The sequence below is a fragment of the uncultured Shewanella sp. genome, assembly GCF_947497935.1.
Classification (GTDB): Bacteria; Pseudomonadota; Gammaproteobacteria; order Enterobacterales; family Shewanellaceae; genus Shewanella.
The window spans coordinates 350,664-364,837 of the sequence record NZ_CANMIO010000001.1; the positions used below are offsets into that span (position 1 = coordinate 350,664).

Annotated in this window: 10 protein-coding genes; 3 read left to right on the forward strand and 7 right to left on the reverse strand. The window is 44.7% G+C overall.

The annotated features are described in order from the left end of the window. Window positions 1-181 precede the first annotated feature (181 nt). Window positions 182-1,411 carry a multifunctional CCA addition/repair protein gene (locus Q1A86_RS01505; protein ID WP_299802020.1) on the reverse strand — a complete coding sequence of 410 codons (1,230 nt, stop codon included), beginning with the start codon at window positions 1,409-1,411 and terminating at the stop codon, window positions 182-184. 407 nt (window positions 1,412-1,818) lie between these two features. Here Q1A86_RS01505 and Q1A86_RS01510 point away from each other — a divergent pair, with 407 nt between their 5' ends. Further along, on the forward strand, window positions 1,819-3,489 hold the full coding sequence (locus Q1A86_RS01510) for an AAA family ATPase (RefSeq protein ID WP_299802021.1): 1,671 nt from the start codon (window positions 1,819-1,821) through the stop codon (window positions 3,487-3,489). Continuing rightward, window positions 3,489-4,514, forward strand: coding sequence for a general secretion pathway protein GspB (locus tag Q1A86_RS01515; protein ID WP_299802023.1), 1,026 nt, complete (start codon window positions 3,489-3,491; stop codon window positions 4,512-4,514). The genes Q1A86_RS01510 and Q1A86_RS01515 overlap by 1 nt, the downstream gene beginning before the upstream one ends. Before the next feature lie 96 nt (window positions 4,515-4,610). On the opposite strand, the gene nhaD is transcribed toward Q1A86_RS01515, so the two are convergent. The 3 genes from nhaD to Q1A86_RS01530 form a co-directional block, all read right to left on the reverse strand. Beyond that, the gene (nhaD, locus tag Q1A86_RS01520) at window positions 4,611-5,858 is read right to left on the reverse strand and encodes a sodium:proton antiporter NhaD (RefSeq protein ID WP_299802024.1); all 1,248 of its coding nucleotides are present in this window, start codon (window positions 5,856-5,858) and stop codon (window positions 4,611-4,613) included. A gap of 628 nt (window positions 5,859-6,486) precedes the next feature. Next, window positions 6,487-7,776, reverse strand: a complete 1,290-nt coding sequence (gene hemL, locus Q1A86_RS01525) for a glutamate-1-semialdehyde 2,1-aminomutase (RefSeq protein ID WP_248468971.1) — start codon at window positions 7,774-7,776, stop codon at window positions 6,487-6,489. 26 nt (window positions 7,777-7,802) lie between these two features. After that, window positions 7,803-8,822, reverse strand: coding sequence for an aspartate carbamoyltransferase (locus Q1A86_RS01530; protein ID WP_299802028.1), 1,020 nt, complete (start codon window positions 8,820-8,822; stop codon window positions 7,803-7,805). A gap of 281 nt (window positions 8,823-9,103) precedes the next feature. Between Q1A86_RS01530 and lgt the strand changes: the two genes are divergently transcribed. Continuing rightward, entirely contained in the window at window positions 9,104-9,889 is a 786-nt protein-coding gene (gene lgt, locus Q1A86_RS01535; protein ID WP_299802030.1) for a prolipoprotein diacylglyceryl transferase, read from the forward strand. Window positions 9,890-9,981: 92 nt separating this feature from the next. Here the strand turns inward: lgt and Q1A86_RS01540 are convergent, their stop codons facing one another. The 3 genes from Q1A86_RS01540 to Q1A86_RS01550 form a co-directional block, all read right to left on the reverse strand. Further along, a complete protein-coding gene (locus tag Q1A86_RS01540; protein WP_299802032.1) occupies window positions 9,982-12,138 on the reverse strand; it encodes a TonB-dependent receptor in 2,157 nt (718 codons plus the stop codon). A gap of 370 nt (window positions 12,139-12,508) precedes the next feature. Continuing rightward, complete coding sequence (locus Q1A86_RS01545; RefSeq protein ID WP_299802034.1) at window positions 12,509-13,534, reverse strand: glucosaminidase domain-containing protein; 1,026 nt, start codon at window positions 13,532-13,534, stop codon at window positions 12,509-12,511. 225 nt (window positions 13,535-13,759) lie between these two features. Next, window positions 13,760-14,173, reverse strand: a complete 414-nt coding sequence (locus Q1A86_RS01550; RefSeq protein ID WP_299802035.1) for a cytochrome c — start codon at window positions 14,171-14,173, stop codon at window positions 13,760-13,762. Between the last annotated feature and the right edge of the window lies 1 nt (window position 14,174).

Consider the following 14,174-nt stretch of genomic DNA (forward strand, 5'->3'; position numbering starts at 1 on the left):
ATCACAACTGAACTCGTTAATTATGTCACAGCCAAAAATTATTGCTACGCATTTTAAGCCTAAGCTCTGAATAACTTAGTGAAAATTTGTGCAATTGCAAGCTAAGTGTAAATTATACATATTTAACACTTATCTAATACTAGACCAAAAGTATGAACTTTTGATGAGTTTTTTATTTATTTTAAATTGAACGTAAGTCTTTGATAGCCTGAACTGCAGCCACTCTAGCGATACTTAATTGCTCGCGGATCTCCGCCCCTTTAAAGCCTTGCTGTATGATAGTTTTTACTTCTACTGCCGATGCGGCGACAAAACACTGCTTAAGATAATTCGCTTGAGGATAGGGGCTAAGCTCGAGCCCTGTTCGGCCTTTAGCGTCGGCTTCACAGGCGATTAGCAGCTGTTCGAGGCGCTGAGGTTTTCGCCAAAAATCAGCTTTATCAAAGAGTTTAACCAGAGTGTCGGCTCTAAGTTCGTTGATTTTATGTATGTTTTGGTGTTGGTCGCTGACTAGCAGCGCTAAGTCTCGATACTCATTAGGTACCCTATAACGTTCACAGAGTGACTTGATTAAAGGTAAGCCCTTTTGGCCGTGACCATGGTGCTTCGGCAGATGATCTTTAGGGCTTAACGCCTTACCGAGATCATGAACCAACGCGGCAAATCGTACTGCGTTATCGTCGCTTAGCTTGGCAGCTTGCTCAAGCACCATTAGGGTATGGATGCCGGTATCGATCTCTGGATGCCATTTTTCTGGCTGAGGCACACCAAACAGTGCCTCAATTTCAGGGAAAAGCACCGCAAGTGCACCGCAGTCTCTTAGTACCTGAAAGAATACTTGTGGGTTATCGGTAGCAAGCGCCTTATCGAGTTCCATATAGACGCGTTCGGCGGTTAATGCCTCTAATTCACCGCTTCGACTGATGGTTGTCATCAACGCAAGGGTTTCTGGTGCAATGGTAAAGCTTAAAGAGTGAAAGCGGGCGGCAAACCGAGCGACTCTAAGGACTCGTAAAGGGTCTTCAACGAACGCTGCCGATACATGCCTTAAGGTGCGCTTCTCTATGTCTTCTACACCTAAGTAAGGATCGTACAGTTTACCTTCATCATCTTGTGCGATGGCGTTAATGGTTAAATCTCTACGCAACAGATCTTGCTCAAGGGTAACGCTAGGTGCTGCATCGACACTAAAGCCGCCATAGCCTGCTGCAGTTTTGCGTTCAGTGCGTGCAAGAGCATACTCTTGACCTGTTTTAGGGTGTAAAAACACAGGGAAGTCTTTACCAACCTGATTGTAACCAAGGCTAAGCATCTGCTCTGGTGTCGCTCCAACGACCATATAGTCATGATCTTTAACTGGAAGCTTGAGTAATCTATCGCGGACAGCACCGCCAACAAGGTAAATTTTCACAGGGATTCTCACTTAATAACTTAGAGGCGAGTGTAGCATGGAAGCACTTCGTTAGATGCATAGTGCTATATAGTGATTTGTTGTTCTCTCTAAGGTCAAAGATGCAGATATAATTAGCAATATAGTACGCGCTATTTGATATTGAGCTTACTTTAGCAGAATAAGTTAATGCAAATTTTGACAAGTATTGCCCTTGGCTTTAACTTGAGTCTTAATTACAAATTTATGCTGTAGATTTGGGCTGCGAGGGTGACATTTACCCTTAAATGAAATTGAAAAGACTTCGGCTGGCATACCACTGTGTTATGAACTTCTGCCAGTATATTTCAGTGTTTATCTATAATGCATAAAAAGTCCAGCTGGCTGATTCGCTGGTTCATCATGGTTTTAAAAGGATAAAAGCTCGCATGTATAAGGCTTTCTTTGGCTTAAATGACAATCCATTTTCTATCGCGCCAAACCCTCATTATCTTTTTTTGAGTGATCGCCATAGAGAAGCTTTGGCACATCTTACTTATGGACTGGGTGAGACCGGTGGTTTTGTGTTGTTAACGGGGGAAGTGGGGACGGGTAAAACCACAGTGTCTCGCTGCCTACTGAAACAGCTCCCAGATAATACCGATACCGCATTTATATTAAATCCATCACTTACAGAGTCAGAACTACTGGCCACATTGTGTGATGAGTTGGGAATTGTTTATGGCGATGAACCTAGCCTTAAACAGCTGACCGATTTAATCAGTAAATTCTTATTAGAAAATCACAGCAAAGAGCGTAACACCGTCCTAATTATTGATGAGGCTCAACACCTAAGGGCGGAAGTGCTCGAGCAGCTAAGGCTATTAACCAACCTAGAAACCGATACCAAGAAGCTATTGCAGGTCATCTTGATTGGTCAGCCAGAATTGCAGCAACTACTTAAGAGGCAAGAGTTGCGTCAATTAGCTCAGCGAATAACCGCTCGTTATCATCTTCTACCATTAACGATAGAGGAGGTGGCGCTATACGTGCAGCATCGTCTGCAGGTTGCTGGCCGTCATGAGCCACTGTTTCATAAGAGTGCGATTAAGGCGCTACATAAATACAGTGGTGGCATACCAAGATTGATTAACTTGTTGTGTGAGAGGGCATTGATGGCGAGTTATGCGCAATCAAAGGTGCCTATTGATAGCAAGATGGTGCGCTTGGCCTCGGCAGAGGTGTTAGGTGAAGAGCCAGAAAAGAAGAGTTTGTTACTGCCAGTCAGTATCGCTGCATCATTGCTTGCGACTTTTGGCATTGCATTTTACTTGTTTTCACCGGCAGGCAGCACTGCTGCAGGCCCCAGTCTAAATGAAAATCCAAGTGTGAGTGCCGAACAAAGCCAAAGCGCAGGTATAAGCGCCGAAAAGCTACCAAACCAAGGCGTGGCTCAGGTGCAAGCAGTTAAGCAAGATGTTAGCAGCAACAGCTTGAGCAGTAGTCAGCGTGTGCTAAATAGCGCTATCGCTCAAAGTCATGAGATAGATACGGCTTACGCCAGTATCTTAGGTCTATGGGGCAAGGTGCCTTATATAGGTTTATCGGCATGTCAGTCGGCTAAACAGCAGGGCTTAGATTGTTTCCAGCAGCAGGGTAACTGGCACTCTCTTGTGCGCCTTAATTATCCTGCCGTCGTCTATCTAGTCGATGATAACCAGCAAGCATTTTATGGCACTGTAGTATCTCGCCAAGGGGAGCAAATTTTGTTGCAGCTCAATGAGCAACAGCTTTGGGTGAGCCGTGACTGGTTTACTCGGCACTTTACCGGCACCTTCGAGATCCTTTGGCAAGCGCCTAATAACCAGCCTAAAGAGATAGGTCAGTCTGCCAATCAGTCGCAGATCCAATGGTTAGAGAATAGTCTGGCACGTATTAACGACAGAGCGCCGAGATTGGTCGATCATTTTGACGCTGAATTAGAGCAGCAGTTAATGGCGTTTCAGCGCCAACATGGATTGAGTGCCGATGGCATTGCCGGAACGCAAACCCTGATACAGCTAAACTTATACTTAAGTGATGCTGGACCGCGTCTAGGTCAAAGCAAGAGGTTGTATTAATGTCGATTTTACTCGATGCCGTGACGCGAAATAGCCAGCAAAGTCAAGCGGTAACTCATGATGTGGTGCTAACTCCTAGGGCGCAATATAAGGCGAAGCAAGAGTCGGCAAGAGGAGTTAAGTACGCGGTTGTTTTTGTCTGTTTATCGCTGCTTATGGTTGTGGCTGCTTGGTTATTAACGCAGGTGATCTATCAAACGCCGAGTTCAGCTTCGACCTCTAGCAAAGTTCAGGCTATGGAGCAAAATTCGACGTTAAATGCGGCTCAAAGCCATAACTTAGCCATTCAGTCAGACCAAAGTTTGTATGAACAGCAAGGTGAGCAAGCTGAGATCCGTCTAGCTGGAAAAGTTGCGCTGCCACTGGCTCAACCTCTGGCGGTTACTCAAGCTGCAATGGTTTCTAATTCTGTATCGCCAACAAATAAGGTTGCAGTGGACGAGCAGCCTGATGATTTGATGGCTGCGTTATTAAAGGCGCAGGAGAGTGTAGAGCAAGTCAGCCAACCCGTTTCGAATCGAGCAAGTAACCAATCAGCTAACGAAATAGATCAGGAACCTATCATTCTAGGTGCTAATAGCAATCAGCGTGGCAACGAGCTGTTAGCATCGTTAAAGCACCAAGTTGAAGATGCGGCAGCCGATGTAGGTCTTGAAAGTACGGCCTCAGCCGAAAACAATAATCTGATAGCAGCATTTGAGGCGGCGCTTAAGGACGTTGAGCGTGACAATTCGGTGGCAACACCTGTGACAGAACCTGAGCTAGATCCCATCCCAACTACGCCTAAATCGGATGACATTCCCAAATATGGTCAGTTACCCGCAGGACTGCAGCTGCAAGTTCCTGAGTTCAGTATTAATGCCCATGTGTACTCGAGTGTGGCTGATAATCGTTGGCTCAATGTCGATGGGGCGGAGCTGCAGGAGGGCGACAGTATTCAAGGTAAGCTGACGATTGTGGAGATAAGACCAAGAGATGTGGTGTTAGCGATTCAAGGTACCGAATTTAAAGTACCCGCAATCTAGAGCTGTAACGGATAGATACATCAACTTGCAGCATTAAGATAAAAGGCCTAATTCAGAGTTAGGCCTTTTGCGTTTTATCGTGCTAACTGCAACAGATTAATTATATAAGTGGTAGGCCAAAAACAGGGTTGCCCCGTAGCCAACGCTGTAGCAAAGGCCTAGCGCTGGTACATATTTAAGGTAACTGACAAAGGTCAGCTCTTTGACTTTGCTCATGGCAATGATACCGGCAGCAGAACCAATCACCAATAGCGACCCTCCAACACCTACCGCGTAAGTGAGTCCTAACCATTCTGGAGTGTTCAGAGCGGGCTCTGCTTTTAGAAGTGCAGCGGTTAGTGGCACGTTATCTAATAGCGCCGAGCCAATACCGGCGACAAAGTTTGAAATATTAGGGTCATACTGCGAATACACTTGGGTAAGCAGATCAAGTGTCCCTATCTCTTTTAGCATACCGACCAGTAGTAAAATTCCTAAGAAAAATAGCAGGGTGTCGTATTCAACTTGGCGAATGTACTCAAGAATCTGCAGTTCTTCCTTATCACTTCTTGTTGTGTGGCCAACTAAGAACATCACTGAAAGACCGGTTAAGAAGGTCAAAACAGGCGGGATACCAAATAGAATATTGAGTGCCATTGTCATTACGATAGTGGCAAAGAAAATCACAGCAATCACCACATCCACAGAACGAACCTGCTTGGTGATTGGCGTGGTACTGACTTCACCTTCGGCTTTAAGCGAGAACAATACCGCCAATAACATAACGCTGATCGCGGCAGGTACAAATAACATTAACAACTCTGACATACCGACATGCCCGGCAAGGAAGATCATCAAGGTTGTCACATCTCCGGTGATCAAGGCCACTCCACCTGAGTTGACGGCAAAGATAATCAGTACAGCCATGCGTCTGCGGATCTGCTTATCGAGTTTAAACGTCGTGAGCAAACCTAGAGAGACTAAAGTTGCGGTGACATTGTCACAAATAGCCGACAGTACGAGTGAAAACAGAGCGACTTGGATCATTAACATGCGTACAGATACGCGCTGAGGAAACAGCTTCTGTACTAATATTTGAATCATTCCTTTAGCATTGAGATAGGCAACAAAGGTCATTGTCGACATTAAGAACAGCCACAATGTGGCAATCTCTAACAGGTTTTCATTGAGTTGGTGTTCGACTATTTTTTCATGACTTGGATCGCCTGCGGCCATGAATAAGGTTATCCAGGAGATACAGCCAAAAAATAGCGTGGTTTTTGCTTTATTGAGGTGGGTGACCTCTTCAAACACAATACTTAATAACGCTAGTACCGCGAGTGAAATCAAAAATGCGTACAACATAGGGCTACTCACATAGGTGATGTTATGGCGTACCTAAACTTATTCTGGGTCGCCAATTTAAGTTTATTTTAAGGTTTGTGGATAAAGCGGGGGCGATCAGACCATAGTAAAAAGCATAAGGCAACTGATACTTATCTCTAGCTTTTGCTTTTAATGTGATCTTGGTTTGGTGAGCTAGCTATCTTTTAGCGATATAAACTGGCTGAGGGGTTAGTTGTAGAGATAATAACTGCTGTTATTCAGCTTTCACTAATTTGATGGTTATCTTTGCTAGTAATTAAGGATAGTTAGAATTGGTTTTTTTATGCTGATTTAAATGTATTTATTGCTGCCATTTATCTTTAACTGTACGACGTAAGGTATTCAATTGCACTAATACCAATTGAAGGAATATCAATTGAAGGAATACTCATTGCACTAAGTGCTAATTACATTAAGAGTCTGTTCATTCAGTGGTCAGCGAAGGTAGGCGCAAAAACCGTTGAGCGTTATTAGGGCGTAAGGGATAACGATATGTTTAATCGCGAGCATTAATAATTGAGGGACGTTGTAGATATAAAAAAGGAACACTAATTAGTGTTCCTTTGATGTTTAGATATTACCTTTAAGCCAATTGGCTTAAGCGTAATTATGCCTTAGCAAGCTTTGCAAAAACGCGATCCGCTGCAGCAAGTGTTGCTTCTAGCTCTTCTTCACCATGAGCAAGTGATAAGAAACCTGCTTCATAGGCGCTAGGTGCTAGGTAAACACCTTCATCTAGCATTAGGTGGTAGAACTCAGCAAATAGTGCTGTGTCACACTTAGTCACTTGAGCAAAGTTAGTTACCGTTTCTTCGCTTGTGAAGAAGAAACCGAACATGCCGCCAACGTAGTTGATTGCCATTGGAATGCCGTGCTTGTTAGCTGCAGCTTTAAAGCCTTCAGCAATATACTGAGTCTTAGCAGCTAGTTGCTCGTATACGCCTTCTTCACAAAGCGCTTCCATCTGTGCAAGACCTGCAGACATTGCAATTGGGTTACCAGACAGCGTACCTGCTTGGTAAACAGGGCCTGTTGGCGCAATAAATTGCATGACATCTTTACGACCACCGAAAGCACCGACTGGCATACCGCCACCGATAACTTTACCCAGTGTTGTTAGATCTGGCGTAACGCCGTAGTGACCCTGTGCACCGCTTTTAGAAACGCGGAAACCTGTCATTACTTCGTCGATAATCATTAGTGCGCCGTACTGATCACAGATAGCACGTAGACCCTGTAAGAAACCGTCGATTGGCGGGATACAGTTCATGTTGCCTGCAACAGGCTCGATGATGATACAAGAGATCTCTTCTGGGTATTGCTCGAAGATAGTCTTAACAGACTCTAGATCGTTGTAAGTTGCTGTTAGCGTGTGCTTCGCAAAATCTTCAGGAATACCTGGAGAGCTTGGTTGGCCAAGCGTTAGCGCACCAGAACCGGCTTTTACAAGCAAGCAGTCAGCGTGGCCGTGGTAGCAGCCTTCAAACTTAAGGATTTTGTCACGGTTAGTGAAACCACGTGCTAAACGAATAGCACTCATTGTCGCTTCAGTACCAGAGCTCACCATACGAACTTGTTCCATTGAAGGAACCATTTCGATAACTTTTTCAGCCATAGTGACTTCAAGTTCAGTTGGTGCGCCAAAAGATAGGCCATTTTCAACAGCTTTTAATACCGCTTCACGAATTTTAGGGTGATTGTGGCCTAAAATCATTGGGCCCCAAGAACCAACGTAGTCGATATATTTTTTGCCATCTGCGTCAAAAATATAAGCGCCATCAGCTTTTTCGATAAAGCGTGGTGATCCACCTACACCAGAAAATGCACGTACTGGAGAGTTTACGCCACCTGGGATGGTCTTTTTAGCCTGTTCAAATAGTTCGTCAGAACGAGTCATTTTTAATCCTTAAATTTGTAGCCGACTTAGAAATCAGCCTTTCGTGAATACCAATTAACTGGGCGTTCGTATTGCTCAAGTTGAGCATCAACGCCTAACGTCAGTGCAAACAGTGCCATGCGGATCAGCAAGCCATTATCAGCCTGTCTAAAGATAGCCAGATTTGGATGATCGTTAAGATCATTGTCCAATTCGTTTGCTTGCTCACGCGAATCACGTGGCAGCGGGTGCATGATCACTGTGTTTGATTTGCAATGCTGTGTATAAATACTTTGGTTTAAACGGAACTTACCACGGTATTTGTTCGCTTCTTCTTGAGAGGGGAAGCGTTCTTCTTGAATACGTGTCAGATAGAGTATATCAGCGCGATCTAAATTGCCTTCAAGTTGGTCTGTTATTGTGATCTTATGGCCAGCATTTTCAATGTCACTGATCACAGAGTCAGGCATTGCTAGCTCTTTTGGTGATACGAGTGTGAAGCTGACATCTTTATACATGCATAACAGACGAGAAAGCGAGTGAACTGTGCGGCCAAATTTCAAATCGCCAACCATAGCGATATTCATACCGCTAATATCACGGCCACCGGCAGCGAGTTCTTTTTGAATGGTAAATAGGTCGAGTAGCGCCTGAGTAGGGTGCTCGTTAGCACCATCTCCGCCATTGATAACTGGAACGCGGCTGCCTTTAGCAAAGTCACGCACCGAGAACGAGTCTGGGTGACGCATAGCAATTACATCAGAGTAGCTCGATAGTACGCGGGCGGTATCGTAAAGTGATTCGCCTTTAGACAATGATGAAGACGCCATGCCCACGGTTTCGTTAACTCGGCCGCCCAGTAAACTAAAGGCACTGGCAAAGCTGACACGCGTACGAGTGCTAGGCTCAAAAAACAGGTTCCCTAAAACCGCGCCATCTAAAACAGTGGTGCGTTTTTGTCGTAAAGCATAGGGAGTCATGCGGGTAGCAACAGAAAAAACTTTTTCAACGGCTTCCAAGTCAAGTTGGTTTACCGAAAGGATGTGCGAACCTTGAAACTGAGTCATCAGCCTATATTTCCAATTTCTGAGGGGCGTTATAGCAAGGCTATAGCCCAAATTTATGTAGGGTGGCTGAGGCGGCACTATAGCAGAATCTAATGGGCAGATAAATATAACAAGTACAGAACATTGGATTAAATTATCTAGATTTTTGCTAATAGGTGATGACAGAAACATTCTGTTGCCGCAAATTTCGCTAAAACCTTGCCAAAAGGCCAAGTGACGCGTAAAACTGCGCATGAGTTATCATTTTTTCGATTCAAAACAACCGATTTGGAAGGCTTAGTTTGGAGCATTTTATTTGGAATATTGATCCTGTCGCGATAAACGTAATGGGGTTAAAAGTACATTGGTACGGCATCTTGTTTGCACTGGCGATTGCGTCAGGCTTTCAGGTGATGAAACGCATTTATATTAAAGAGAGTTTACCGGTCGAGTCGTTAGACAATCTTTTGATGTACTGCGTGGTGGGAATTATCGTCGGTGCGCGCTTGGCGCATTGTCTTTTCTACGACCCAGCTTATTACTTTAGTCACCCGCTAAAAATCTTGGCTATTTGGGAAGGTGGTTTAGCTAGTCATGGTGGTGGCTTAGGTGCGATTTTAGCTCTGTACTATTATCAGCGTCAGGTGAAATTGCCTTTCCTATTCTTGTTAGACCGTTTAGCGATTGCGACGGCGATATTTGGCTTCTTCGTTCGTATGGCAAATTTTGTCAACTCAGAAATTCTGGGGCTACCAAGCACTGTGCCTTGGGCGATTGTGTTCGAGCGTGTCGATATGTTGCCGAGACATCCCGCGCAGTTATATGAGGCGATCGCTTACTTATCTATCTTCATCCTGCTTTGGGCTATCTATAAGCTCACCGATATGAAGCAAAAACATGGCGCCATCTTCGGTTTATTCCTAGTGTTAGTATTTAGCTCGCGCTTCCTGATTGAGATGGTGAAGGTCAAGCAAGCAGTATACGCCGATACGTGGACATTCAGCGCAGGTCAGCTGTTGAGTATTCCATTCTTGCTTGTCGGTATCATGCTGTTGTTAATGCCTTATTTACGTAAAGCTAAAAATTAGTCACAGCTGAATCGAACACAAAAAAGCCGTTAGCGTATTACGCCGACGGCTTTTTTATTGGTTAGCTTTTTAGACTAATACGATAAGCGCGATTAGAACGGCAGACTAAAGCCCACAGTCGCAGTGCGCCCCATGCCTTTAAAATAACGAGTATCTTTGCCTACAGTCTGCGAGTAATAAGTGTAATAGTCTTCATTCAATAGGTTTTGAATGCCGATACTCAGGGTGCCATCGTAAACAGGGATAGCGATTGACGCATCGACAGTGGTGTAGCCATCGAAGCTGGCATAGACATGGTTATTTTCGTCTTTAAAGTCTTTATCCATGTAGAAGTTAGCCTGAATACGAGTCGAGATATCATTATCGAAGTTATGATTCCAGAACAGGTTGATGCGGTTAGGCGAAATGTTGGCGCCATCGAGATCGGTATCTACCTTTTGGTCGTCATTGGAGTCGTACTCACCGTTTTGAATCGCAAGGTTGATACCAAGGTCGTCATTGCTTCCTATGTAGGCTGTTACGCTGGCTTCAATCCCTTCGATTAAACTCTTCTCGCGTTTAATCACGAACGAGCCACTGCCATCTCCCTTATCGACCATACGTGCACCATAGTCACTCGATGAACGGTAGTAGGCGATCTTTGAGCTGAAGTATTCGCCTTGATAGTCAGCACCGAACTCAATGTTATCGGTCACGATAGGATCGAGAGCCAAGGTATCTTCGATACTTGGGTTCGGACCTTGGAAGTTGTCACCGTCACGCAATACTCGGCCTACATCTGGCATACCAAAACCCTGATTAAAACTGGTATAAACCCGTAGAGCTGGGGTTATTTTATAAGAGGCACCAATATTAAATAGCGTCTCATTAAAGTCAGGGCTGCCACCTTCAACGTACTTATTGCCGTAACCGTACATGGTCTTGTAATCATCGACGTTCAGTTTTGCGTACTCATAACGTAATCCGCCGGAAAGGGTTAGGTTTTCAATAAGGTCATAATCAATTTGCGCAAATGGCGCGATATTGTCATAGGTACTTTCAGGCACCCAAGAAACGCCACTCATCACCATATCTTGCTCTGTGGTGTCACGGAACACATCTAAGCCATAGGCGATATTCACGCCCGAGTCTGCTATATTGCTCGCCATCATAGAGGCCTTCATGCCCCATTTTACTGACTTGTTACGTGACTGCTCGTAGTAAAGCGACTCGCCGTTTTCACCCGTGCCACATACAGTTACTTGATCGCTACCTTCCATGCTTGGATCATAAAAGTCAGACCAACAACCTCCGCCATAGACAGCTTCGAAGTTTTGATTAAAAAATTGCAGGTTTAACTGTTGGCCAGCAATATCTTCATGGGTATAGGTTAAGCTGGTGGTGGTGACTTGGTTATTAGCGGCGTCCCAAGGCTGTTCTTGCTTAATAGCTCCAGTCGGGATGTTGTTCTCTTTGTCGCCTTTAACAGCCATGTAGTCGCCGTTATTTTCCATATTGTAATGGTTGACCATCAACTCAAGACGAGAGTTGTCAAAGTCATGGCCAAGTTTGATGAAAAAATCCATGCTTTGGCTATCCATCGATTCGCCTTGGGTGGTATCGACACCAATCATTTCATCGTTAGCATCGTAATAAACGCCGTTATTGCGATAACTGACAGCACCTATCATATCTAAATGCTCTGACTCACCAGAGAAGCTATAACTGGTACCAAAACTCACTCCATCGGATTCAAGATTGTTGGGCACTGTGACATCGAAGCTGACGTGGTGCTCGTTATCGCCACTGGGTTTTTTAGTGATGTAGTTGATAATCCCGCCTTGGGCACCTAGACCGTGCATCGCGTTGGCGCCATGGATAATTTCAATTCGTTCGATCATGGCGGGATCGATGGTTTGACCTGAGCGACCACCGCTTCGAAGTGGGTTAGACTGTGGTACACCGTCAATCATAATCAACGGAGTGCGACCTCGCAGAGTCTCGCCAGTGTTGCTCATTTTTTGGCGGCTAGGGGAAAAGCTCGGAGCCAGATTACCTATGATGGTTGAAAGGTCTTGAGTCGTTCTAAGTTGTTCATTTAGCTGCTCTTGGTCGATGATGGTTACCGTGTTAGGAATCGCGCTGACGGGCTTATCCATTCGGCTAGCGGTCACGGTAATGACTTCGATATCGCTGTCTTGTGCGACGGCTAAAGTTGGAAAGATAGCGGCTGAAATTGATAGCGCAATAATGGAGTTCTTAAACTGCATGAGTAATCCCGTTTAAGTGGAAACACTGTTATATCTATGTTTCCTTCCTTTGGAAAAACCTCCTAATCGTGTTTAGCCACTAACTTTGTAAATGATAATTATTAGTGTTTATAGGGTAAGGTGTATGTATGAACTGTGTCCATGGTCAGTTCCAATAAATAAATGCGAATACGAAGAGTTGTGATTTGGATCTCTGCATTTGTTGTGGCTGGGTTAACTGTCTAGTGGTGGGATGTTGTTTGGTCTGCAGTTGTTTACACCTGTTTCGCTTTGTATCCTGACTTGTATTTGGGCTTGAAGTTTATTGAAGACTAAAAGCAATAAGGCGCTTCCACTATTGAGGCTGCGCCGAGGTACTGGGGCTTTTAGATTAGTCTGGCCTTGGTATTAGGTGTAGCGGAGCCGCATCGCTTAAGTAGGCTTCATCGACTTGATCTAATTTGTTATAACTGATCATCTGCCTGATCCCATCGATATAGGCTTGGCCTCGTTCGGAATACTTATCTAAGGTTCCTGCAAGCTCTAAGCCCGTGATGGGTTTATTCTCAGCACGCAGGCTTGCCCGTAACTCTCTTAATTTTTTATAGGCATTATTAGTATTGAGGTTAAGCATATAGCCTTCAACAGATGCCAGCGGCGTATCGAAACGGGCTAAACCATAGTTACCTAACTCTTTGCGTTGTTGTTTAGGGATCATGCCCTTACCGCTAAAGTCCCACTGACCAAAAAATGCATTGCCCTCAACGGTAAACCGTGACGTCGCCCAGCCACTTTCTTCTGCAGCTTGTGCAAGAACAAGTGAGGGCGGCATGATATCGACCTCTTCTAACAAAGTCTGTCTCTGTTGTTCGGTGAGTGGCGTATCAGCATCCTTGGTGATTTTGTATTTTTTGGCAATTTTTTGTAAAACCACATCGTCTAATGGCGCCGATTCAATCAGGCGACGCTCCAAAAGAATATTCTCATTGGCAACTAATATAAGTGGTGCCAGTAAACGGAAAAACACCATCTTTTTCTGTTGTACAGGGATTTGATTCGAGGTTTTTTGCCAGCGTTCACTGACTGACTCAAAGGTCAGTCTCGGCACTTCGCGATTGCCTTCTTGCCAACTTTTAGTGGTGTAGTTGAGAGAGTCAAATAGCGCCATTAGCTCGTCGAGAGAGTCGATACGAACATCTTTAGCTGTTTTGGTTGGGCGCTCGTCAGAGATTTTAATAAAGCTGGTTTGTGTCTCGTCTGAGCCTGGGGGAGTGGCAAGATCGGCAGCAACAGTTTTGGGGGCTTGTTTAATGACTAGCGTGTCACTTTCAGGATTAAACTGAGAGTTAGCGGCATAAAAAATTAATAGGGCTGCGAGCAAGGTTAGGGCGATAAGAGTCTGAGGTTTCTTGAGCATAAGCAGTCCTTTAGAGGTAGCGCTAAGAAGCTAAAGTGTCATCTTACTATATCTGGAGGTTGTTATGGAATTGTAAATCGACACCAGTGGGAATGGGTCTTTGCGCAGATACTAGTGACGTTAAGCAAAAAGGCCCAAATAATTAGATTATCAGGGCCTTAATCATTAATGCTTAGGGCAGATTGATCATATGCGCTAAAGGCTACTTATCATATGAGCTTAAGGCTACTTACTTAAATCCGACGCGGTTTGCGTAGAGTAGTAGTAAGCGATGTCTTTCATTTCATTTTCAGACAACATGCCAGCCTGACCTTGCATTAGCGGATCGCTGCGATCGCCACGCTTAAAATCAACCAGCTGCTTAAATAGGTAAGCGGCTTTTTGCCCCTTAAGATCTGGGTAAGTCTTCATCATGCCCAGCATGGCATCGCCATGACAAGCAATGCAGCGTTGGTTAGCTAAGGCTTCGCCTTTACTCACATCTGCTTGATAGTTCAAGGCGCTAGCCTCAAGCTTTAATCCTTGTACCGCTAGGGTATCTTTAAAGGATGTATCAGACTCAGCTTGAACTGTGGCTAGCGTTGTCGTTGCCCATATCAAGCTAGTTGCTAAGACTTGTTTAATTAAACCATTACGCATC